The organism is Edaphobacillus lindanitolerans (assembly GCF_900156305.1).
Lineage (GTDB): Bacteria > Bacillota > Bacilli > Bacillales_A > Planococcaceae > Bhargavaea > Bhargavaea lindanitolerans.
In genome coordinates this window covers 133,701-156,356 of record NZ_FTPL01000002.1, presented here as the reverse complement: position 1 = coordinate 156,356, position 22,656 = coordinate 133,701, and the positions used below count along the sequence as shown (strand labels likewise).

The window sequence follows — 22,656 nt, the reverse complement described above, 5'->3', positions numbered from 1 at the left end:
CGTCCCATTGTGGAGTCCGCCGGTCCGCTTTTTTCATGGCTGGATTTTTTTCATCACTTCCGCCACTTGGCCCGAAAGCGGATCGCTTTCCTCGCCAAGGCGGTCGATGATGTTCCGGTAGTCCCGATCATTGCGGTTCTGGCTCATTTTATAGGCCGCTTCGAATCTTTCCACCTTGATCTTGAATCCGACGATCCCTTTCAGTTCGGTTTCCAGCAGTTCGGGGGACAGAGTGTCCCAGAGCACCGGGTGTTTCCGGTGCTTTTCGTATTTCTCCATCAGGTGTGCGAGGTCCCGGTGCAGTTCTTCGCCTTCGATGATCTCCGGCTTCCCGTACACGTGCACGGCCTGGTAGTTCCAGGTCGGCACGTTTTCCTGCTCATACCAGGAAGGGGAGATGTACGAGTGCGGACCCTGGAAGATGGCCAGGATTTCTTCGTTTTCCCCGAATGTCTTCCACTGCGGGTTGCCGTATGCCACATGTCCGGTCAGCTCGTGGCCTTCCTCCGTCTTGCGCAGCTGCAGGGGAAGATGGGTCGCAATCGGCCGGCCCTCCCGCGTGCTGACGAGCGTGGCGAATGAATTCGCCCCGATGAACGCCACGATTTCTTTCAGGTCTTTCTCTTTGTAAATTCTCGGTATGTACAAGATCGTTCCTCCCCGGATTGAGCGGGTTCGCGCTCTTCTTTTCCTCATCATACTATCTGCAGCGCATTTGCGGAACCCCGCTTACAGGCCGCCATCCCCTCCATTTCCCGAAATTGCCGTTGAATGAATCCGTCCGGTTTGGCTATACTGAAGAAGGGGAACACCTGTTCTGGATCGAATGAATAGAGAAGAAGGGAGGAAAATCGGATGCATGAGGGACTGCCGGACCGGAAGATCATCTGTCTCGACATGCGGAGTTTCTATGCGAGCTGCGCCGCGGCCGACGAAGGGCTTGACGTGATGAAGGAGCCGATTGCGATCATCGGAGACCGGGACCGGAAAGGGAGCGTCGTGCTCGCCGCCTCGCCCCGGCTGAAAAAGGAATTCGGTGTCCGCACGGGCAACCGGCTGTACGAAATACCCGATGATCCGTCGATCCGCCTCATCGAGCCGAAGATGGGATTTTATATCGGCCTCTCGATGGAGATCACCCGCCTTCTGAACGAGTACGTCCCGAGGGAAGCGATCCATGTGTACAGCATCGATGAGGCGTTCGTCGATCTCGGCGGCACGGAGCGGCTGTGGGGCCCGCCGGAGGAAACGGCCAAGCGGATCGGGGACCAGCTGCTCGCCCAATTCCAGATGCCGTCCGCAATCGGGATGGGGCCGAACATGCTCATGGCGAAGCTCGCGCTGGACCTGGATGCCAAGAAGACGGGATTCGCCCGGTGGACATACGGGGACGTTCCCGAAAAGCTCTGGCCCGTCGCCCCGCTGTCCGGGATGTGGGGCATCGGGCGCCGGATCGAGAAGCGCCTGAACGGGCTCGGCATTTTTTCCGTCGGTGATCTGGCCCACGCGGATCTCGCGGTGCTTGAGAAGGAATTCGGCGTCATGGGCAACCAGCTGTACCACCACGCATGGGGGATCGATCTGTCGGAGCTCGGCGCCCCGCTCATCGCCGGCCAGGTGAGCTACGGGAAAGGTCAGGTGCTGTTCCGGGATTATGTGAAGCGGGAGGACATCCTTGCGGTCATCCTGGAGATGTGCGAGGACGTCGGCCGGCGTGCGCGCGAAGCGGGCAGGGCGGGCCGGACCATCCATCTGTCCGCCGGCTACAGCGAAGATGCGTACGGCGGCGGGTTCGGCCGGTCGCGTTCCGTGGAAGTGCCGACCAATGCCACGATGGCGATCTACCGGACGTGCATGGAACTGCTCGATGAATTCCATGACGGCCGGCCGATCCGGCGCCTGGCGATCTCGATCTCCAATCTGGAGGATGAGCGCTCCATGCAGCTCAGCCTGTTCGAGACGCGCAAGTGGGAGGAGCGCAAGCTCGGCGCCGCGATGGATGCCATCCGCTCCAAATACGGGCCGGCCGCCATTCTCCGTGCCGTTTCCTACACGGATGCCGGCACCGCGGTCGGCCGGGCCAAACTGATCGGCGGCCACAAGATCTGAAACGGGAGCCATGAATCCGCCCGGCATTCCAAAGCGTCCGCTCATGCGGTGAGCGCCCTCACTCAAGACGGCACACACCCGCGCGTCCAATATGCCGCCCATCCAAACAGGCGGCCGCCCCATCCCGGAACGGCCGCCTGCAACCCGGGCTTCAGTCGCCCTGTTCTTTTTTCAGTTTTTCCATGCGGGTTCGGTAGTCGTCGATCTTTTTGTCGATGCGCTCGACTTCCGAAGTGACGGCATCCCGCTTCTCTTCCGCAAGTTCGTCCAGCAGCCGGGCGTGGGTGTCCTTCCGGCTGTCGGCCATCGCAAGAAGCTCATCCCGTGTGTCTTCGCCGATCAGCCCTTCTTCCAACAGAAGATCGGCCGCGCCGAGGAAGCGGAGGTGCTCGGTAAAGACAGACCGCTTGGTGAGGGAGGATTTGTCCGAGATATGGTGGAGCGCCGTGGAGCTCGCCCAGCCGTTCGGCGACTGGAATACGAGCAGGGAGAGGTCGAGGTCCGAAGGCAGCCACATCTCCGCGATGCCGCCGGTCATCTCCTCAAGCGTATCGGCCCCGAGGTAGCGGCCGTTCCCGGCTTCCGCCACCGACTTGAGCTGGCTTTCGGCTTCCGCGTCGACCTGGAAGCCGATGATGTCGACATGGCGGCCCGGATGATCGGCCACGAACGCGTCCGCTTCCCCGACCGGGTCGCCTCCGCACGTCTCTGCCCCGTCGCTCACGATGTATACGGTGATGTCGCCGTCGGTCCCGGCAAGGTCTTCCCGTGCCTGGCGGATGGCGCCGGCGAGCGGCGTCCAGCCCGCGGCCTTCACCCCGTCGACGGCCTTATTGAAGCGTTCCTCGTCATACGGGCCGGCCGGAAACACTTCGTCGATCGTGCCGCAGGACAGTTCTTTGTCGGACCGGTTCTGGGTGCCCGCGTGCCCGTACACGTAGAGGGACACGTCGCTCTTCTGGCCGATCGTGCGGCCGAAGCTTCGCACGGCGCTCTTGGCCGTGTCCATCTTGAGCCGTCCGTCCGCCTCGAGCAGCATGCTGGAGCTGGCATCGAGGAGGATGACCGCCCGGTCCGGGATGTCGGCACGGCTATCTTCCGCCGTCCGTTCCTCGGGTTCCGGCAGGAGGGGCTCGTCAAAATCGGGCCGGAACCCGACAAGCCACGGAACGAGCTCCCCGTAGGCCGGCGTGGCAAGTGTCCCGGCGATCGCGGCGAACCAGGCATCGGCATCGTCCTTGCCGGCGGAGACCGCCTGCATCTCGTTCAGGAAGGCGTCGTGTATTTCCTCCGGCACTTCCCGCCGGCTCCATGTGGATGCCTCCTGTTCAACGGGAAATTCCGCGGTCAGCGTGCCGGCGGTCAGCGCGGCCAGCTCATCCGGGGTCGCGGCCTGCGCGGGGCCGTCCGGCAGGGAGGCGGGCGGCGTCCGCTCCTCGCCCTTATCCCCGGTGCCGCTGTCCTGAGGCGGCGGATTGCTTTCATCGGCAGCGGGTCCGCCGCCGGAACAGCCGGCGAGGAGGACGGCTGCAAGCAGGAGAGGCAGAAATGATTTCATCAGGATACCTCCTTTGAAGGCTTATGTACTACACAGCTCCATACGGGCCGGCGGCGGAAAAAGTTTCAGCGCGCCGGACAATCAATGATTTCGGGAAAGGATTGGTGCGGATGATCCGCGACAGGGGAAACATCAAATGGACGGCGATGATGCTCCCGGAACACCTGAGGCTGCTCAGGGAATGGCAGGAAGGGGAAGGGCGGGGAGAGCCGTCCGAACCGGATGCCCAGCAGCTGGAGGAATGGGACCGGCTGCTGCACGAGGCGCTCGAATCCGGCATGGGGCTCGCCATCCGCTGCAGGACGGCCGGCGGGGAGATGGACTGTGCGGGACGGGTCCATCATTTCGACCCGCTGACGGGAACGATCCGGATGGTGGGCGGGGACGGGGAGCCGCACATCATCCGGACGGCGGACGTCCGGGATATTTCAGTTACCGGATAATTTGTTTTCCGGTACTTCTCTAGATTCGGAACATTTGCTACACTGGATATCGGCTTTGAAAACTGAAGGGGGACCGGGGTCTGTGAAAGTGTTCATGCAACTGGGGTGGTTCTTTAAAGAGAGAAAGAAGCAGTACATCTTCGGCATCCTCATGCTGATCGTCGTGGCCGTGCTCCAGCTTCTCCCGCCGCGGATCATCGGATTCGTCGTCGATGAGATCCGGCTCGGCGAGCTGACGCCGGGCGGCCTCGGAAAATGGCTGCTCGTGCTGGCCGGGGCGGCGCTCGGCATGTATGTCCTCCGCTACTATTGGCGGATCATGATTTTTGGTTCCTCGGTTCTGCTCGGGCGCCAGATGCGGGAGCGGCTGTTCCGCCATTTCACCGAACAGTCGCCGTCGTTCTACCAGCAGCGCCGGGTCGGCGACCTGATGGCGCATGCGACGAATGACCTCCGGGCGGTCCAGATGACGGCGGGGCAGGGTGTGCTGACGCTCGTCGACTCGCTCACGACGGGCGGCGCCGTCATCCTGGCGATGGCGTTCACGATCAGCTGGAAGCTGACGCTGATCGCCCTCCTGCCGATGCCGTTCATGGCCGTCCTGACGAGCTGGTACGGCCGCATGCTCCACGAGCGGTTCCGGGGCGCACAGGAAGCGTTCTCCGATCTGAACGACAAGACGCAGGAAAGCATATCGGGCATCAAGGTCATCAAGACGTTCGGCCAGGAGGAAGAGGACATCGAGGACTTCCGCAGGCTGTCCGCGGACGTCGTCGACAAGAACGTCCGGGTCGCGAAGGTCGATGCCCTGTTCGACCCGACGATCTCGCTCATCGTCGGCATTTCCTTCTTCCTCTCGGTCGCGTTCGGCTCCCGCTTCATCGTGGCGGGCGAGATGAGCGTCGGGGACCTTGTCGCCTTCACGGCCTATCTCGGCCTGCTCGTCTGGCCGATGCTGGCATTCGGATTCCTGTTCAACATCGTCGAGCGCGGCCGCGCCTCGTACGGCCGGATCATGGACCTTCTCGCCGTGGAACCCGAAGTCCGGGACGTCCCGGGGGCGATCGACCGGAAGCCCGGGGGCGACCTTTCGTTCGATGTCCGGGAATTCCGGTTCCCCGGCGATGGGCGCACGGCATTGAAGGACGTCCGTTTCGAACTCCGCCGCGGCGAGACGCTCGGCATCGTCGGCCGGACGGGTTCCGGCAAAACGGCGATCCTGAAGCTGCTGCTGCGGGAGTTCGACGGTTATGAGGGCCTCATTTCCTATGGAGGCATCCCGATCGGCGACTACCGGAAAGAGCGGCTCCGCGAGGCGATCGGCTATGTGCCGCAGGACCATTTCCTGTTCTCGGCGACGATCCGGGAGAACATCGCCTTCACGGACATCGACGCACCGATCGGGGATGTGCGCCGCGCCGCGCGGCTCGCCCAGATCGACGGGGACATCCTCGGGTTTGCGGACGGCTATGAAACGGTCGTCGGGGAGCGGGGCGTCTCGCTCTCCGGAGGGCAGAAGCAGCGCATTTCGATTGCGCGCGCCCTCCTCATGGATCCCGAACTGCTCATTCTCGACGATTCGCTCTCCGCAGTCGATGCGCGGACGGAGGAGGCGATCCTCCGTTCCCTGAAGGCGGAGCGGCAGGGGGAGACGACGATCATCACGTCCCACCGGATGAGTGCGATCCAGCACGCGCACCAGATCATCGTCATGGACGGCGGCACGGTCGCCGAAAAAGGGACCCACGACGAACTGATGGCCCTGCGCGGGCAATATTATGAAATGTACGAGCTGCAGCAGCTGGAGGCGCTCGTCGAGCAGGGAGGGGATTCGTGATGGAAAAGCAGGAAAAGCAGCCGGTCCTCAGCAACCGGGAACAATGGCAGGTGCTGAAGCGGCTGATGGGCTATATCCGTCCCCACACGAAGGCCGCGGTCTTCGCCCTCGTGCTCCTCGGGCTCATGGTGCTCGGCAACGTGCTCGGCCCGGTGCTCATCAAGATCTTCATCGATGACTATCTGACGCCGGGCACGTTCCCCGCAGGTCCGCTCTGGTCGCTGGGCGCGGCTTATCTGATCATCCTCGTGCTCAATACGGTGTTCGGCTATGTCCAGCTGCTCAAGTTCCAGGAGATCGCCCTGAAAATCGTCCGCCAGATCCGGATCGACGCATTTTCCAAAGTCCAGCGCCTCGGCATGCGCTTCTTCGACCGGACACCGGCAGGCGGGATCGTCTCGCGTGTGACCAACGACACGGAAGCAATCCTCGAAATGTTCGTGGATGTGCTCGTCGGGTTCCTGCAGAGCGGGTTCCTCATCGCCGGCGTCTATGTCGCCATGTTCATCCTCAATGTCCGGCTCGCGCTCATCACGCTCCTTCTGCTTCCGTTCATCTTCCTCATCATGGCCGTCTACCGGAAGTACAGCTCCGGGTTTTACCAGGATCTGCGCGAGCGCCTCAGCCAGCTCAACGGCAAGATCGCCGAGTCGCTGAACGGCATGGGCATGGTGCAGGCGTTCCGACAGGAGAAGCGGCTGCGGAAGGAATTCGGGGAGATCAATGAAAAGCATTATGAAGCCGGCATGCGCAACATCCGCCTCGACGGGCTGCTCCTGCGGCCGGCGGTCGACCTCGTCTATGCGCTCGGCATCATCCTGCTGCTGTCGTACTTCGGCATCACGTCATTCAGCAGTCCGGTCGAGGTCGGCGTCATCTATGCGTTCGTCACGTACATCGACCGCTTCTTCGAGCCGATCAACCAGGTCATGCAGCGCCTGTCGATCTTCCAGCAGGCCATCGTGTCGGCGCAGCGGGTGTTCGTGCTCATGGATGACCCGGAACTGGAGCCGGCCCAGCCGGCGGACGGAAGTTCGGAGATCCAGGAAGGGAAAATCGAGTTCCGGGACGTGTCGTTTGCCTATGACGGGAAAAACGACGTGCTGAAGCACATCACATTCACGGCAAACCCGGGGGAAACGGTGGCGCTCGTCGGGCACACCGGCTCCGGGAAAAGCTCGATCATCAATCTGCTCATGCGGTTCTACGAATTCGGCCGCGGGGATATCCTGGTCGACGGAAAGCCGATCCGGGAATATCCGAAGGGGGAGCTCCGGCAGAAGATGGGGCTCGTCCTGCAGGATCCGTTTCTGTTCTACGGCGACATCGAGAGCAACATCCGGCTGTTCAATGAGTCGGTCACGCCGGCCGATGTCCGGGCGGCGGCCGAATTTGTCCAGGCCGATCCGTTCATCCGGAAGCTGCCGGACGGATACCGCCAGAAAGTGACGGAGCGGGGGACGACCTTCTCGGGCGGCCAGCGCCAGCTCATCGCCTTTGCCCGGACGATGGCCGCCGATCCGAAGATCCTCGTGCTCGACGAGGCGACGGCGAACATCGACACGGAAACCGAGGCGGCGATCCAGGAAGGCCTTGCCCGCATGCGGAAGGGGCGGACGACCATCGCCATTGCCCACCGGCTCAGCACGATCCAGGACGCCGAACTCATTCTCGTCCTCCATCAGGGCGAGATCGTCGAACGCGGCAGCCACCGGGAACTGCTTGCCAAGAAAGGGCTCTATTACAATATGTACCGCCTGCAGAACGGCATCCTCGGCGATGAGGCAGGCTGATCCCATGAAGCAGAACCGGAATCATCCGGTTCTGCTTTGCTGTTTTACCGGGATGGAGCGTGCGGCTCTGCGGTCTTGCAGGGACCGGACCATGCTGCCGTGATCCCATCCGGTTCACCTGCGCGCTCACTCGTGCCCCGCATGGTTCCACTCGCGCTCCGGACGCGATCACCCGCAACGTCCGTGATGCCACCCCAACAACCACTCGGACAACAAACTGTCACAGGCGGAACAGGCGCAAACCCGGGGTGATTTTGGTACGATAGGATGAGCAACTGAGAAAGGGGGACCGGTATGTCTACGGATCTCAATATACTCCTGGCCTTCGGAGCGGGTTTCCTCAGCTTCATTTCACCGTGTTCGCTGCCTCTTTATCCTGCATTCGTTTCGTACATCACGGGAATGTCGCTTGAAGACCTGAAGTCCGACCAGAAAAAGATGACGAAGACCGGCATCCTTCACACCCTGTTCTTCCTGATCGGCTTTTCGATCATTTTCGTGGCGCTCGGATTCGGGACTTCGATCATCGGGGAGTTTTTCCTCAAATACGATAATCTGCTCCGCCAGGTCGGAGCCATCTTCATCGTCCTGTTCGGACTGATGATCGTCGGGGTGCTGCAGCCGGACTTCCTCATGAAAGAACGGAAAATCCAGTTCAAGAGCCGCCCGGCCGGCTACCTCGGCACGATGGTCGTCGGTCTGGCGTTCGCCGCCGGATGGACGCCGTGCAACGGCCCGATCGTCGGGGCGATCATCACCCTGGCAGGCCAGAATCCGGACGCGGGCATGCTTTATATGCTTTCCTATGTATTCGGCTTCGCCATCCCGTTCTTTGTCCTGTCATTCTTCATCACCAAGCTCGGCGTCATCCGCAAATACAGCAACATCATCATGAAAGTCGGCGGCTGGATCATGATCCTCGTCGGGATTCTGTTGTTCTTCGACGGCATGACGAAAATCATCGGCTGGCTGAGCCCGTTCTTCGGGGACTTCCAGGGATTCTGATTCTGAGAGAAGGAGCAACACGATATGGAGGAAATCAACACTTACAACGACTGGCTGCAGACGCTCGAAGAAGAGGAAACGCTCCTCCTATTCGTCAAGACCGACAACTGCTCGGTCTGTGAGGCGCTGTTTCCCCAGGTCGCCGCAATCGAAGAAGATTACGGCTTTCCGTTCTATCATGTAAATGCAGCCCGTGTACCGGAACTGGCAGGGCAGCTTTCGCTGTTTTCCGCTCCGGTCGTCCTCCTGTTCAGGAAGGGACGGGAATTCGCCCGCTTTGCCCGGTTCGTGCCGATGGCCGACCTGGAACGGAGAATGGATGAATTGGAAGAGATGACGGGTGAATCCTATGATTAACGATTGGATCAACCAGGTGTTTGAAGAGGTGCCGGCCCCCGTCCTCATCATCGGTTCCACGGTCGCCTTCGCCTTCATGGGCATCATGGCGCTCATCGTGCGATCCCGGTCGGCAAAGCGGCCGGCAAGCGCCAGGAAGATTCTCCTGCCGCCGGTCATGATGTCGAGCGGCGCCCTCATGTTCCTGTTTGACCCGTTCAAGGTTCCGTGGACCCACGTCCTGGAAGCGGCGCTCGTCGGTCTGCTGTTCTCGGTCATCCTGATCAGGACGTCCAAGTTCGAGACGATCGGGGAGGAGATCTACCTGAAGCCGTCCAAGGCGTTCATCTATATCCTCGTGGGACTGCTCATCTTCCGGGTGATCGCCAAGCTCATCCTGAGCAGCTCGATCGACGTCGGTGAACTGGCGGGCATGTTCTTCCTGCTTGCGTTCGCGATGATCGTCCCGTGGCGGATTGCGATGTACGTCCAATACGAGAAGCTGAACCGCCGGATGAAACGGTCCGCCCTGAGCGGCCAGGAGTGATCCCTTCCGGAGGCTGGGACGATAAGAAGAACAACAGAAAAAGCCCGGTCCGAAAACCATTCGGACCGGGCTTTTTTGTAATTAAAACAGCTGTTCATAGGGACGGACGTCAATCTCCATTTCATCGAGCTTCTTGCGAAGGAATTTATGGTCCCGCTTCGGTGTCGCCAGGATGTATCCGCGGATAATATGATCAAACTCGATCCGTCTCGCTCTTTCCTCAAGCGCCAGCTGCCCGATCTTCCCCGCGATTTTCTGTTTGGCGACGGGGCGGAACAGCTCGGGAACCGGTGCGACCAGTTCATTGAGGAGTTCCTTGGACTCGGTCGTCCAGAGTTTCAGCGAACGGTCGACATAATATTCTTCCCAGTCGAGCGTGGATTTCCCGTCTTCCTTCGGAAACACTTTGAGGAACTTGCGGAACATGAAAAAGCCGCCGATCGCAAACAGGCTGACCAGGACGACGACCCAGAACAGGATAAACCAGAGAAACCAGCCTTGTAGCAACATTCTCACCTCATTTGGATTCTCTCTCATTATAAAGGGGCGGGAGAGAAATTTCATCCCTGGTATCCTTCCGGACAAGAGAGCCTATGTAACGGGTGAAAGGAGGGGATGGAAATGGCGAGCATTGAATTCAAGGATGCCTCCCTACGGCTCTACTTTGACGCCGGAACGGACGGCGAGGGGAAGCCGGTCACGAGGACGAAGGTATACCGGAACGTATCCGGCAGTGCGGACGCGGAAGAGCTGCTGGCGGCGGTCATCGCGCTCGGAGGGCTGTCCGAACGGCAATTCATCTCGGCGGACCGGATCGAAACGGCATTCATCATGCCATGACGGTGAGTGAAATCAGGAAAGGGGGGAGAAGGCATGGCGAAAACATTGGAACTCGGATTTTTGACGGCGGGGGGCAAGAAGGTGAACCTGACGGTCGATGAACCGAAAGAAGGGCTGACGGCTGCAGAAGTGCGGGAACGCATGGAGGCGGTCATCGCGAGCGGCGTGTTCGGAGCGGAAGGCCATCCGCTTGCGGAAGTGTCGACCGCACGCATCATTGCCCGTGAAGTGACCGATCTCATCATGGCATGACGGCAGGGTCCCCGGAAAGCTCCGGAGGACCCTGTTTTTCATTCGTGGAAAGGGGGCAGGGGAGATGGAGCAGTGGATGTCATTCATACAAGACCTCGGGTTTCCGATTTTCGTATCGTTTTATCTGATGCACCGTGTGGAGACGAAGCTCGTGGCCATCCATGACGCGCTCGTTTCGATGAATGCACATCAAGAGGGTCAATAATTTGTCGGAAAATGCTCTGTCTGCCGCTTGAATGGACCGTGGCTGTCCGATAAGATGAAAAAAGACGAGATGTGGGAGGATGGAATGCACATGAAAAAACTCCTGGCATTCACGGTTTTCGCTTTGGCGGCGGCGATGCTGCTGGGCGCATGCAATGCAGGCAAGTTCAAAGGGGACTTCAACTGGGAAGTCCAATCGTTTGAGTATACGGACCAACACGGCGAGAAAGTCTCGCTTGATGATTTGAAAGGCGAAGTATGGCTGGCCCAATTCGTCTTCACGAACTGCACGTCAGTCTGCCCGCCGATGATGTACAACATGACGGAGCTCCAGGACCGGATCAAGGCGAAGGGAATCGAGGACTACAAGATCGTTTCATTCAGCGTCGATCCGGATCATGATACGCCCGAGGCGCTGCAGGAGTACCTGGATATGTTCGAAGTCGCAGACGAATCAAAGTGGGAAATGCTGACGGGCTATTCACAGGATGAAATCTCCAAGTTCTCGGTGAAGTCGTTCAAGCTGCCGGTCATCGATGATCCGAACTCCGATCAGGTGACACACGGCACATCGTTCTTCCTCGTCGATCAGGAAGGGCATGCGGTGAAAAGCTATGACGGGTATGTCGATGTCCCGTTTGATATCATCACGGAAGACATGGCAGCACTCATCAAGGAAGGCAAGTGATCGGGGCCGGCGAATGAGCCGGTCTTTTGCATGAGGAGGGGAAGGATGGCAACAGGAAGGAAAGCGAAAAAGCCGAGGCGACGCCTCCGGAAGCGGGGCTGTCTGCTGGCGGCCATCATCTTCCTCATACCGGTCCTCATGGTGATGTATGTGGTGACGGCGCTGTTCTGGAACACGATCCGGGAATTGCCGGGCATCCGGGAACTCAATCAATATGCACTCCATGCGCCGGACAGGCTGTTTGACGTTGATGTGCCGGAAAACTATATCCCGCTGTACAAGGAAGCCGCAGCGGAATACGGCATCCCGTGGACATTGCTGGCGGCCCATCACCGGGTGGAAACCCGCTTCAGCACAATGGATCCGCTCCTTTCCCCGGCAGGCGCCGAGGGGCATATGCAGTTCATGCCGTGCACGTGGGTCGGCTGGCAGCATCCGACATGCTCGGGACTCGGAGCCGGCGACATTCCGGAAGAGGAGAAGACCGATCCGGAAGTGATCCGCAAATACGGCGGCTACGGAGTTGATGCGGACGGCGACGGCAAGGCAGATCCGTACAGCCTGAAAGATGCGGTCTACAGTGCCGCGGCATACCTGTCCGAAAACGGGGCGGCAGACGGGGAAATCAGACAAGCCGTCTTCCGGTATAACCACAGCGACAAGTATGTCCAGGATGTCCTCGCATTCTATGAGGATTATGAATCCAGGATCGATGACTTCAATTGAACAAAAACACACAAAAAAGAGGACCTGAAAAGGTCCTCTTTTTTATCGGCTGTTACGCTCTGCGCATCGCTTTGAGAATGAAGCTGACGATGAACACCAGGATGATCGCACCAATCAGTGCCGGTACGATTGCAATCCCCGCGACGTCCGGGCCCCAGTCTCCGAAGAGCGCTCCGCCGACCCAGGCACCGATGATCCCTGCGATGATGTTACCGATGATGCCACCCGGGATGTCTTTTCCAAGGATGAGTCCTGCGAGCCAGCCGATGATACCGCCGACGATCAGATACATAATGAATCCCATGATGTTTCCTCCTTTTGGTTTGTGATGGAATAGTGCTGCTTACATTAATTGATATATCCGTTATGCCCAACTTCAAAACCTAAATACCAAAAAAACGTTCCGCCGGACCACAAAAAAATCCGGTTTAGAATGTTTTAAGTATTGAAATAACAGGTCCCTTCATTTATAATCATGAAAAAGGAGATGGTCATATGGATATGGAACTGTCGAAAAAGCTTGATCGCTACGGTCTGTTGTTCGCTGCGGTGCATTCGATATTCATCATCTCCCTCGCTACGGAATTTCTGACGTTCTACTGAGATGCACGGCAAACCCGGCGCCAACTGCGCCGGGTTTTAGTATGTCCAATGGAAACAAAAGCATTCGGCAGCCGATCAAGCGATCACATTTACTTATGTACATCGATCTAAATTACGTATTTTACTTATCATCTTTATTCCGATATGATGGAAGTGTGAAAAGTGGATCCGTCCGACTTTTTCAGTAGAGTCAGAGGAGGAAAAGCAATGGCTAAAAGCAATCTGCACAACAGCCGCCAATCGTTCGAACTGAACGGCAAGACGTACAATTTCTATCGTCTTGCAGCGCTTCAGGATGCGGGCATCGCAGACGTTACACGGCTGCCTTACTCCATCAAAGTGCTGCTGGAATCCGTTCTTCGTCAGTACGATGGCTATGTAATCAAAGATGAGCACGTAGAAAACCTTGCAAAATGGGGGAAAGACGCTGATCCAGCAGCGGAAGTGCCGTTCAAGCCTTCCCGCGTCATCCTTCAGGACTTCACGGGTGTCCCGGTTGTCGTCGACCTCGCGTCGATGCGCCAGGCAATGGCCGACATGGGCGGCAACCCGGACAAGATCAATCCGGAAATCCCGGTTGACCTCGTCATCGACCACTCCGTACAGGTTGACCGCTACGGAACTGAAGACGCACTCCGTGCGAACATGGAGCTCGAATTCGAGCGCAACGCCGAACGCTATCAGTTCCTGAACTGGGCACAGAAGGCATACGACAACTACCGTGCCGTTCCTCCGGCTACGGGGATCGTCCACCAGGTCAACCTTGAGTACCTGGCAAGCGTCGTCCATGAAATCCAAAATGAAGACGGTACATTCGAAACGTATCCGGATACGCTCGTCGGCACCGACTCCCACACGACGATGATCAATGGTCTCGGCGTTCTCGGCTGGGGCGTCGGCGGCATCGAGGCGGAAGCCGGCATGCTCGGACAGCCTTCCTACTTCCCAATTCCGGAAGTCATCGGCGTGAAGCTGACCGGCGACCTGCCGAACGGCTCCACGGCAACTGACCTTGCCCTCCGCGTCACGCAGCTCCTGCGCGAAAAAGGCGTTGTCGGCAAATTTGTCGAGTTCTTCGGCCCCGGCGTCTCCAAGCTTCCGCTTGCAGACCGCGGAACGATCGCCAACATGGCGCCTGAATACGGCGCAACTTGCGGATTCTTCCCGGTTGACGAAGAGTCCCTCAACTACATGCGCCTGACAGGCCGTGACGAAGACCACATCGCCGTCACGAAGAAATACCTCGAAGAGAACGGCATGTTCTTCACGCCGGACAAGGAAGATCCGTTCTACACGGATATCGTCGAACTCGACCTGTCCACGATCGAGGCGAGCCTTTCCGGCCCTAAGCGCCCGCAGGACCGCATTCCGATGTCCAAGATGAAAGAAGAATTCCTCAAGGCCGTCACGGCGCCTGCAGGAAACCAGGGCTTCGGTCTCTCCGAAAAGGAATTCGACAAGAAAGGCACGATCGAATTCGAAGACGGCCGCTCTGTCGACATGAAGACGGGCGACCTGGCGATTGCAGCGATCACATCCTGCACGAACACGTCGAACCCGTACGTCATGCTCGGCGCCGGCCTCGTCGCGAAAAAAGCGGTCGAGCGCGGCATCTACCCGCCGGCATACGTCAAGACATCGCTTGCACCGGGTTCGAAAGTCGTCACCGGCTACCTTGAGGCAGCAGGTCTCGACGACTACCTCGACAAAATCGGCTTCAACACAGTCGGATACGGCTGTACGACATGCATCGGGAACTCCGGTCCGCTTCTTCCGGAAATCGAGAAGACGATCATGGACAACGACCTGCTCGTGTCTTCCGTCCTTTCCGGGAACCGGAACTTTGAAGGCCGGATCCACCCGCTCGTCAAAGCCAACTACCTCGCCTCTCCGCCGCTCGTCGTTGCTTACGCGCTGGCCGGCAAAGTCGACATCGACTTCGACAAAGAGCCGATCGGCCGGGGCACGGACGGCACGGACGTTTACCTGAAAGACATCTGGCCAACTTCCGAGGAAGTGAAGGCGGAGATCGAAAAAACGGTCACGCCGGACCTGTTCCGCAAAGAGTATGAGCATGTCTTCACGGAAAACGAGCGCTGGAACGCCATCGAAACGACGGATGATTCCCTGTATGACTTCGACGAAAACTCGACGTACATCCAGAACCCGCCGTTCTTCGAAGGCCTTTCGAAAGAAGCGAGCCCGATCGAAACGCTTGCGAACCTGCGCGTCATCGGCAAGTTCGGCGACTCGATCACGACCGACCACATCTCGCCTGCAGGCGCCATCGGCAAAGACACGCCGGCCGGCAAGTACCTGCGCGAACGCGGAGTGGAGCCCCGCTACTTCAACTCGTACGGTTCCCGCCGTGGTAACCACGAAGTGATGATGCGCGGCACGTTCGCCAACATCCGCATCCGCAACCAGATCGCAAAAGGGACGGAAGGCGGCTACACGACTTACTGGCCGACCAAAGAGATCCTCCCGATCTACGATGCAGCCATGAAGTACCAGGAAGACGGTACGGGCCTTGCGATCCTCGCCGGCAAAGACTACGGCATGGGCTCTTCCCGCGACTGGGCTGCGAAGGGTACCAACCTTCTCGGCATCAGGACGGTCATCGCGGAAAGCTACGAGCGGATCCACCGTTCGAACCTCGTCATGATGGGCGTTCTCCCGCTCCAGTTCATGAAAGGCGAAAACGTGGAAACCCTCGGCCTGACCGGTGAAGAGGAAATCAGCGTCAACATCACCGACACGGTCAAGCCACGCGACATCCTGACAGTCACGGCCACTTCGCCGGACGGTTCCGTCAAGGAATTCCAGGCACTCGCACGCTTTGACTCCGAAGTCGAAGTTGACTACTACCGCAACGGCGGCATCCTTCAGATGGTCCTCCGCGACAAGCTGAAAAACAACTGATTGATATAGAAAGCCGGAAGGGACTCTCCCTTCCGGCTTTTTCTTGTATGGGGGGCGCGGGGAACTTGGGGAAGCGGCAGTGTGTGATCGGGCGCGAACCGGTCTCGATCGGACGCGAAAACCCGGCAGTGAGTGGATCGGCCGCGAACGACTCCCGATCGGCCGGGAACCGCCCCAGATCGGCCGTAAAAACCTGCGATGCAGGAAAATCGGTCGCGGACTGTTCCGGATTGGACGCGATAAACCGCCAGCCCGTAAATCAGCCGCAAACCTCCCTCCGCCCGATCGAGAGAACCCACTTCACGTGGTCCGCCTCCCGGCACGCCCCAGACCCGGCACCTCAGAACCGGCGAATCCGGCCCGCTTCCTTTATAATAGAAGAGAGAGGTGGTAAAGCATGCATATCAGTGAAACAACAGTGGAAGTCCGGTACGCGGAGACAGATCAGATGGGTGTGGTCTATCATGCCAACTATCTGGTCTGGATGGAGATCGGACGCACGGCACTTATCCGGGACATCGGCTTTTCCTATGCCGGTCTCGAGGAAAAGGGGTATCTGTCCCCGGTGATCGACCTGAACATCAGCTACAAGCAGCCGATGCGCTACGGGGATACGGCCGTCATCCGGACCTGGATTGAGCAGCACGGCCGGCTCAGGACCACTTACGGCTATGAGATTGCCCATCCGGACGGGACCGTTGCGGCGACCGGAAGCTCGGTGCATACGCTCGTCCACAAGGAGTCCTTCCGTCCTGTGGCACTCCGGAAGATCGATCCGGAGTGGGAGGCGAAGTACATCGAGATCGCCAAGGAAACGGACTGATGGCATTCGGGATCAAGCGTGCAGAACTAAATGAGTGGAAAGCGGCCGTCAGGCGGGGGGAGATCGCCTTCCTGACGCACTATTGGCTCGACGACCGTTTTCCCGGCTGCCACACCGTCACGAAAGCCGGCTGCGCGGATCTCTCCAGACTGGAGGAGTGGGGAAGGGCATACGGGCTGAGGCCTGAGTGGATCGACCACAAAGAGCATTTTCCTCATTTCGACCTGTTCGGAGAACGGGAATACGCCATCCTCGAAGCCGAGGGGCGGCAAGACCTGATCGACCGGTTCCGGCTTGGCAGCGGAACTAAAAAAGCATGAGCCCCTGGGAGCTCATGCTTTTTCGTACCGGTAATCGGGTTCATCCAATTGTTCGTTGTAATCCACCGTCAGGTCATGGCCGTCGAAATACCAGTCGTCGTCCCCTTCGATGAAAAACGTGATGCCGTCCCGGTCCGTGCTGGCCGCAGGGGACTCGGGGCGATCGCTGGACAGGGCGAGGGAAAAGCCGGGCTGCAGGCCGGCACCGCCGTAACGGACACGGAACCGGATGTGATCGCCGGTTGAAACATCCATCTCATCTTTGAACCAGGTAAGCGCCTTGTCGCTGATCTTGATCTTCAACCGATACACCGCCTTTCGTGTAGATGCTCCAAGTATACTAGAGCCACTTCACTTTTGGCTCGGTTCCCGCCTTGATCCGTCCGATATTCGCCCGGTGGCGGTAGAAGATGAACACCGTCAGCAGCAGGATGACGATGAGCAGGTACAGATCCCCGGTGACGAAATAGTTCACGGTCGCATAGATGAGGCCGACCACACCCATGGCCATCGATGTGAGCGACACGATCTTCGACAGTTTGAGCACGATGAGGAACGAGGCGATCAGGACGAGGAAGAACGGCCAGCTGTATCCGAGGATCACGCCGCCGGACGTGGCGACCGCCTTGCCTCCGCGGAATTTTGCGAACACCGGGAACATGTGGCCGATCACCGCCGCGATCCCGAGCGTCAGAGGATGGATGTTCGCATCATGAAAGACGGGGAGAAGCGGCAGGAGCACCGCTGCGGTCCCCTTCAGGATGTCGATCGCGGTGACGGCGATCCCCGCTTTTTTGCCGAGGACGCGGAACGAGTTGGTCGCACCGAGGTTCCCGCTTCCGGATTCCCGGATATCCGTATGATAAAATAGTTTGCCGATCCACAGACCCGCCGGAATCGATCCGAGCAGGTACGCGGCCAGCAGCATGGCTGCAATCTGCATAAAACGCACCTCGTTGATTAAAGTAACTGTAAAGTCACTTTCAGTTTACCTTAACGGCCGGGTCCGTACAATGACGCGAAGCAGAAAACAGTGCCGAAAAGCCCGGCCTTTCGGCAGCCCAATTCCGGGACAACATTGCCACGGAGTGCTCCGTTGTCTTACAATGAAGACCGGGCATGCCGGAGAGATGCGGTTTGACAGCCTCCGGCAAAACGATTACGATGAAATAAAATACGAACAAACGTTTGATGGGGGAGAACCTTTGACTAAGATCAGTGAAATCAGCACATATAACGATGAATCGATCCAGGTGCTCGAAGGCCTCGACGCCGTCCGGAAACGGCCCGGCATGTATATCGGCTCGACCGATTCCCGGGGTCTGCACCACCTTGTTTATGAAATTGTCGACAACGCGGTCGATGAGGCGCTTGCCGGCTTCGGCGAAGAGATCAACGTCACCGTCCACAAAGACGGCAGCGTGAGCGTGCGCGACCATGGTCGCGGCATGCCGACCGGCACACACAGCACGGGCAAACCGACGACCGAAGTCATCCTGACCGTCCTGCATGCCGGCGGGAAGTTCGGACAGGGCGGCTACAAGACGAGCGGCGGCCTCCACGGCGTCGGGGCGTCGGTCGTGAACGCCCTCTCGGAATGGCTCGAAGTCGTCGTCTACAAGGACGGGAAGAAATTCCGCCAGCGATTTGAACACGGCGGCCACCCGGTGACGACGCTCGAGGAAATCGGAAAGACGCGGGAACACGGAACGCTGATCCACTTCAAACCGGATGCAGCGATCTTCTCGACGGTGAAATTCAACTACGAAACGCTGAGCGAACGGCTCCGTGAATCGGCTTTCCTGCTGAAGGGCATGAACATCACGCTCGCCGACGAGGAAAGCGGAAAATCGGATTCATTCCATTTCGAAACCGGCATCGAGGCGTTCGTCCATTATCTCAATGAAGAAAAAGACACCCTCCACGAAGTGGCCTACATCGAGGGCGAACAGGACGGGATCGAACTGGAGTTCGCCTTCCAGTTCACCGACGGCTACTCCGAAACGATCCTGTCGTTCGTCAACAACGTCCGGACGAAAGACGGCGGCACGCATGAAACGGGCGTCAAGACGGCGATGACCCGCGTGTTCAATGAATACGGGCGCAAGGCGGGCCTGCTGAAGCCGAAAGATAAAAATCTTGACGGCTCCGACATCCGGGAAGGGATTTCGGCCATCATTTCCGTCCGGATCCCGGAAGCGGTGCTGCAGTTCGAGGGGCAGACGAAGAGCAAGCTCGGCACGAGCGAGGCGCGGACCGTCACGGACGCCATCGTTTCACAGAAGCTGCTTTATTTCCTGGAAGAGAACGCAGAACTGTCCGCCACGCTCGTCCGCAAGGCCGTCCGGGCCCAGCAGGCGAGGGAAGCGGCGCGCAAGGCCCGGGAAGACGCCCGGTCCGGCAAAAAGCGCAAACGTTCGGAGACGCTGCTCTCCGGCAAGCTGACGCCGGCCCAGTCGCGCAATGCCGCCAAGAACGAACTGTATCTGGTGGAGGGCGACTCGGCCGGAGGCTCCGCCAAGCAGGGAAGGGACCGCACGTTCCAGGCGATCCTGCCTCTGCGGGGCAAGGTCATCAACACCGAGAAGGCGAAGCTGGAAGACATCATGAAAAACGAAGAGATCTCGACGATCATCCATGCAATCGGCGGGGGCGTCGGCGCGGATTTCAACACCGATGACATCGCCTATGACAAAGTCGTAATCATGACCGATGCGGACACCGACGGGGCGCACATCCAGGTGTTGCTCCTCACGTTCTTCTACCGCTATATGAAGCCGCTGATCGAGGCGGGCAAAGTGTACATCGCACTGCCGCCGCTCTTCAAAGTCTCCAAGGGCACGGGCAAGAAAGAGAAGATCGAGTATGCCTGGACGGAGGCCGAGCTCGACGGGGCCATCAAGAAAATCGGCAAGGGCTATATGCTCCAGCGGTACAAGGGCCTCGGCGAGATGAATGCGGACCAGCTCTGGGAGACGACGATGAACCCCGAGACGCGGACGCTCATCCGCGTCACGATCGAGGACGGGGCGAAGTCCGAGCGCCGGGTGACCACGCTCATGGGCGACAAAGTCGACCCGAGACGGAAGTGGATCGAAGAGAATGTCGACTTCGGCATGGAGGACGGGGACAACATCCTCGAAAACGAATTCCTGACTGCTGAGGAGGACATCTCATGACTGAAAACGCACAATATCAGGACCTGCCGCTGGAGGAAGTCATCGGCGACCGGTTCGGACGATACAGCAAATACATCATCCAGGACCGGGCGCTTCCGGACGCGCGGGACGGGCTGAAGCCTGTACAGCGGCGCATTCTTTACGCGATGCACCAGGAAGGCAACACGAATGACAAGCCGTTCCGCAAATCGGCAAAGACGGTCGGGAACGTCATCGGCAACTATCATCCGCACGGCGACTCGTCGGTTTACGAGGCGATGGTGCGGATGAGCCAGGACTGGAAACTCCGCCACCCGCTCATCGAAATGCACGGCAACAACGGTTCGCTCGACGGCGACCCGGCTGCGGCCATGCGGTACACCGAGGCGCGATTGTCGGCAATCGCGTCCGAGATGCTCCGGGACATCGGCAAGCGGACCGTCGAATTCGTGCCGAACTACGATGACAACGAGACCGAGCCGACCGTCCTGCCGGCACGCCTGCCGAACCTGCTCGTCAACGGATCGACCGGGATTGCGGCAGGCTATGCGACGGACATCCCGCCGCATGCGCTTCATGAAGTGATCGATGCCGTCCTCATGAGAATCGACAATCCGGCTGCCACGACGGACGAGCTCATGACCGTCCTCAGGGGGCCGGACTTCCCGACCGGGGGCATCATCCAGGGGGCGGACGGCATCCGCAAGGCGTACGAGACCGGCCGCGGGAAGATTGTCATCCGGGCGAAGACCGAGATCGAGGAGCTGCGGGGCGGAAAACAGCAGATCGTTGTCACGGAAATCCCGTATGACGTCAACAAGGCGAACCTCGTCAAGAAGATCGACGAGCTCCGGCTGGACCGCAAGCTTGAAGGCATTTCCGAAGTGCGCGACGAATCCGACCGGACCGGCCTGCGGATCGTCGTCGAACTCAAGAAGGACATCGCCGGGGCGGGCATCCTGCAGTATCTGTTCAAGAACACGGACCTGCAGGTGAACTACAACTTCAACATGATCGCCATCGAGGGTCGGCGGCCGAAGCTCATGTCGCTCGGCATGATGCTCGATGCCTATATCGGCCACCGGCGCGACGTCATCACGAAGCGCTCCGAATTCGAGCTGCTCCGGGCGAAGGACCGGCTCCATATCGTGGAAGGCCTCATGAAGGCCCTGTCGATCCTCGATGAGGTCATCCGGACGATCCGCGCATCCGAGGACAAGCGCGACGCGAAGAACAACCTCGTCAGCGCATTCGGATTCACTGAGCCCCAGGCCGAAGCGATCGTCTCCCTCCAGCTCTACCGGCTGACGAACACGGACATCACGGAGCTGCAGCGCGAGCAGGAAGAGCTGAATGCGCTCATCGAGGAACTCACCGGCATTCTCGGCTCCGAGAAGAAGCTGCTCCGCGTCATCAAGAACGAGCTGAGAGAGATCCGCAAGCAATTTTCCGAGCCGCGCCGGTCGGTGATCGAGGAGGAAATCGCGGAGATCAAGCTCGACCTGGACATCCTCATCCCGAGCGAGGAAGTCGTCGTGACGGTGACGAAGGACGGCTACGTGAAGCGGACGAGCCAGCGTTCTTACGGCGCCACGGGCGGCAGGGACCTGGAGATGAAGGAATCCGACCGGCTCCTGTTCGGCGGGACGCTCAATACCCAGCAGGCGCTCCTCCTGTTCACGTCGCTCGGCAACTACATCTATCAGCCGGTGCATGAACTGCCGGACATCCGCTGGAAAGATCTCGGGCAGCACATTTCAAGCATCGTGCCGCTTGCCCAGGACGAGGAGATTGTGGAGGCGCTCGGAATCGGTTCGTTCGATGAGGCAGGCGCCGGTATCCTGACGGTGACCGAGAACGGATTCGTGAAGCGTTCCGCGCTTGCCGACTACAAAGTCCAGCGTACCGGCAGGACGTACAAGGCAGTCTCCCTGAAGAAGGGGGATGCGCTGCAGGCCGTCCATCTCGTGCCGGCGGACGGCGAGCTTCTGCTGTTCACCCACCTCGCGTACGGTCTCCGGTTCCCGCTTTCCGAAGTGACCGAAACCGGGGTCCGCACCGCCGGGGTGAAGGGGATCAACCTCAAAGACGGCGACCGGGTCGTCTCGTCTGTCGTGAACCGGCCGTCTGATGAAGAAGCGCTGTTCCTGGCGACCCACCGCGGGGCCGTGAAGAAGATGCCGGTCTCCGAGTTCGAGCTGTCCACGCGTGCCAAGCGAGGACTGGTCTGCCTGAAGGAACTGAAATCGAACCCTCACCGGGTGGCCGGCGTCGTCGCCGCACGGAAGGGTGAGCAGGTCGTCCTGGCGACCGACAAGGACAAGCGCATTCCCGTCGATCCGGGCGCATACCGCCTGGCAGACCGCTACTCCAACGGAAGCTTCGCGGTGGACCAGAAAGAAGACGGCTATGTGACGAACATTTACACGGACATCAACATGGAAACGACCGAAGAATAAATAGCAACACCCCGTTGCACGCGGCTCAGGCGA

At 59.3% G+C, this 22,656-nt stretch carries 23 protein-coding genes; 17 read left to right on the top strand and 6 right to left on the bottom strand.

The genetic code is table 11. The features are described 5' to 3' along the window. Positions 1–33 precede the first annotated feature (33 nt). Positions 34–648 (bottom strand): FMN-binding negative transcriptional regulator, encoded by a 615-nt coding sequence (locus tag B0B07_RS06850; RefSeq protein ID WP_076757666.1) that lies wholly within the window; start codon positions 646–648, stop codon positions 34–36. Between the two features lie 207 nt (positions 649–855). Here B0B07_RS06850 and B0B07_RS06845 point away from each other — a divergent pair, with 207 nt between their 5' ends. Further along, a complete protein-coding gene (locus B0B07_RS06845) occupies positions 856–2,109 on the top strand; it encodes a Y-family DNA polymerase (RefSeq protein ID WP_076757665.1) in 1,254 nt (417 codons plus the stop codon). A 151-nt stretch (positions 2,110–2,260) separates the two neighbouring features. Here the strand turns inward: B0B07_RS06845 and B0B07_RS06840 are convergent, their stop codons facing one another. Beyond that, positions 2,261–3,667 carry a vWA domain-containing protein gene (locus B0B07_RS06840; RefSeq protein WP_076757664.1) on the bottom strand — a complete coding sequence of 469 codons (1,407 nt, stop codon included), beginning with the start codon at positions 3,665–3,667 and terminating at the stop codon, positions 2,261–2,263. Positions 3,668–3,777: 110 nt separating this feature from the next. Here B0B07_RS06840 and B0B07_RS06835 point away from each other — a divergent pair, with 110 nt between their 5' ends. The 6 genes from B0B07_RS06835 to B0B07_RS06810 all read left to right on the top strand — a co-directional run bounded on the left by B0B07_RS06835 (position 3,778) and on the right by B0B07_RS06810 (position 9,628). Further along, entirely contained in the window at positions 3,778–4,110 is a 333-nt protein-coding gene (locus B0B07_RS06835; RefSeq protein ID WP_076758361.1) for a YolD-like family protein, read from the top strand. A gap of 82 nt (positions 4,111–4,192) precedes the next feature. After that, on the top strand, positions 4,193–5,947 hold the full coding sequence (locus B0B07_RS06830; protein ID WP_076757663.1) for an ABC transporter ATP-binding protein: 1,755 nt from the start codon (positions 4,193–4,195) through the stop codon (positions 5,945–5,947). Next, positions 5,947–7,740: an ABC transporter ATP-binding protein gene (locus B0B07_RS06825; protein WP_076757662.1), complete on the top strand. Its 1,794-nt coding sequence runs from the start codon at positions 5,947–5,949 to the stop codon at positions 7,738–7,740. The genes B0B07_RS06830 and B0B07_RS06825 overlap by 1 nt, the downstream gene beginning before the upstream one ends. A gap of 294 nt (positions 7,741–8,034) precedes the next feature. Continuing rightward, positions 8,035–8,745 (top strand): cytochrome c biogenesis CcdA family protein, encoded by a 711-nt coding sequence (locus tag B0B07_RS06820; protein ID WP_076757661.1) that lies wholly within the window; start codon positions 8,035–8,037, stop codon positions 8,743–8,745. 24 nt (positions 8,746–8,769) lie between these two features. Beyond that, a complete protein-coding gene (locus B0B07_RS06815; RefSeq protein ID WP_076757660.1) occupies positions 8,770–9,102 on the top strand; it encodes a thioredoxin family protein in 333 nt (110 codons plus the stop codon). Next, positions 9,095–9,628: a CcdC family protein gene (locus tag B0B07_RS06810; protein ID WP_076757659.1), complete on the top strand. Its 534-nt coding sequence runs from the start codon at positions 9,095–9,097 to the stop codon at positions 9,626–9,628. Before B0B07_RS06815 ends, B0B07_RS06810 begins: the two co-directional genes overlap by 8 nt. Positions 9,629–9,709: 81 nt before the next feature. Here the strand turns inward: B0B07_RS06810 and B0B07_RS06805 are convergent, their stop codons facing one another. Then, positions 9,710–10,138: a DUF2621 domain-containing protein gene (locus B0B07_RS06805; RefSeq protein ID WP_076757658.1), complete on the bottom strand. Its 429-nt coding sequence runs from the start codon at positions 10,136–10,138 to the stop codon at positions 9,710–9,712. A 111-nt stretch (positions 10,139–10,249) separates the two neighbouring features. Between B0B07_RS06805 and B0B07_RS06800 the strand changes: the two genes are divergently transcribed. The 5 genes from B0B07_RS06800 (at position 10,250) to B0B07_RS06780 (ending at position 12,338) form a co-directional block, all read left to right on the top strand. After that, the gene (locus B0B07_RS06800; RefSeq protein ID WP_076757657.1) at positions 10,250–10,468 is read left to right on the top strand and encodes a DUF1659 domain-containing protein; all 219 of its coding nucleotides are present in this window, start codon (positions 10,250–10,252) and stop codon (positions 10,466–10,468) included. 33 nt (positions 10,469–10,501) lie between these two features. Then, a complete protein-coding gene (locus B0B07_RS06795) occupies positions 10,502–10,720 on the top strand; it encodes a DUF2922 domain-containing protein (RefSeq protein WP_076757656.1) in 219 nt (72 codons plus the stop codon). 64 nt (positions 10,721–10,784) lie between these two features. Then, positions 10,785–10,925: a YvrJ family protein gene (locus B0B07_RS06790; RefSeq protein ID WP_076757655.1), complete on the top strand. Its 141-nt coding sequence runs from the start codon at positions 10,785–10,787 to the stop codon at positions 10,923–10,925. Between the two features lie 90 nt (positions 10,926–11,015). Further along, positions 11,016–11,612: an SCO family protein gene (locus tag B0B07_RS06785; protein WP_076758359.1), complete on the top strand. Its 597-nt coding sequence runs from the start codon at positions 11,016–11,018 to the stop codon at positions 11,610–11,612. Between the two features lie 45 nt (positions 11,613–11,657). Next, positions 11,658–12,338: a lytic transglycosylase domain-containing protein gene (locus B0B07_RS06780; protein ID WP_076757654.1), complete on the top strand. Its 681-nt coding sequence runs from the start codon at positions 11,658–11,660 to the stop codon at positions 12,336–12,338. A gap of 52 nt (positions 12,339–12,390) precedes the next feature. On the opposite strand, the gene B0B07_RS06775 is transcribed toward B0B07_RS06780, so the two are convergent. Next, a complete protein-coding gene (locus B0B07_RS06775) occupies positions 12,391–12,642 on the bottom strand; it encodes a GlsB/YeaQ/YmgE family stress response membrane protein (RefSeq protein ID WP_076757653.1) in 252 nt (83 codons plus the stop codon). Positions 12,643–13,148: 506 nt separating this feature from the next. On the opposite strand from B0B07_RS06775, the gene acnA reads away from it, so the two are divergent. The 3 genes from acnA (at position 13,149) to B0B07_RS06760 (ending at position 17,006) form a co-directional block, all read left to right on the top strand. After that, positions 13,149–15,863: an aconitate hydratase AcnA gene (gene acnA, locus B0B07_RS06770; protein ID WP_076757652.1), complete on the top strand. Its 2,715-nt coding sequence runs from the start codon at positions 13,149–13,151 to the stop codon at positions 15,861–15,863. Between the two features lie 397 nt (positions 15,864–16,260). After that, positions 16,261–16,686 carry an acyl-CoA thioesterase gene (locus B0B07_RS06765; protein ID WP_076757651.1) on the top strand — a complete coding sequence of 142 codons (426 nt, stop codon included), beginning with the start codon at positions 16,261–16,263 and terminating at the stop codon, positions 16,684–16,686. Beyond that, positions 16,686–17,006, top strand: coding sequence for a hypothetical protein (locus B0B07_RS06760; protein ID WP_076757650.1), 321 nt, complete (start codon positions 16,686–16,688; stop codon positions 17,004–17,006). The genes B0B07_RS06765 and B0B07_RS06760 overlap by 1 nt, the downstream gene beginning before the upstream one ends. Before the next feature lie 12 nt (positions 17,007–17,018). On the opposite strand, the gene B0B07_RS06755 is transcribed toward B0B07_RS06760, so the two are convergent. Beyond that, positions 17,019–17,318, bottom strand: a complete 300-nt coding sequence (locus tag B0B07_RS06755) for a HesB/YadR/YfhF family protein (protein ID WP_407643865.1) — start codon at positions 17,316–17,318, stop codon at positions 17,019–17,021. Positions 17,319–17,346: 28 nt separating this feature from the next. Beyond that, positions 17,347–17,949, bottom strand: a complete 603-nt coding sequence (gene plsY / locus B0B07_RS06750) for a glycerol-3-phosphate 1-O-acyltransferase PlsY (protein ID WP_076757648.1) — start codon at positions 17,947–17,949, stop codon at positions 17,347–17,349. Positions 17,950–18,136: 187 nt separating this feature from the next. Here plsY and parE point away from each other — a divergent pair, with 187 nt between their 5' ends. Both parE and parC read left to right on the top strand, forming a co-directional pair. Then, a complete protein-coding gene (gene parE, locus B0B07_RS06745) occupies positions 18,137–20,185 on the top strand; it encodes a DNA topoisomerase IV subunit B (RefSeq protein ID WP_084186632.1) in 2,049 nt (682 codons plus the stop codon). Further along, positions 20,182–22,623 carry a DNA topoisomerase IV subunit A gene (parC, locus tag B0B07_RS06740; RefSeq protein WP_076757647.1) on the top strand — a complete coding sequence of 814 codons (2,442 nt, stop codon included), beginning with the start codon at positions 20,182–20,184 and terminating at the stop codon, positions 22,621–22,623. Before parE ends, parC begins: the two co-directional genes overlap by 4 nt. Positions 22,624–22,656: the final 33 nt, after the last annotated feature.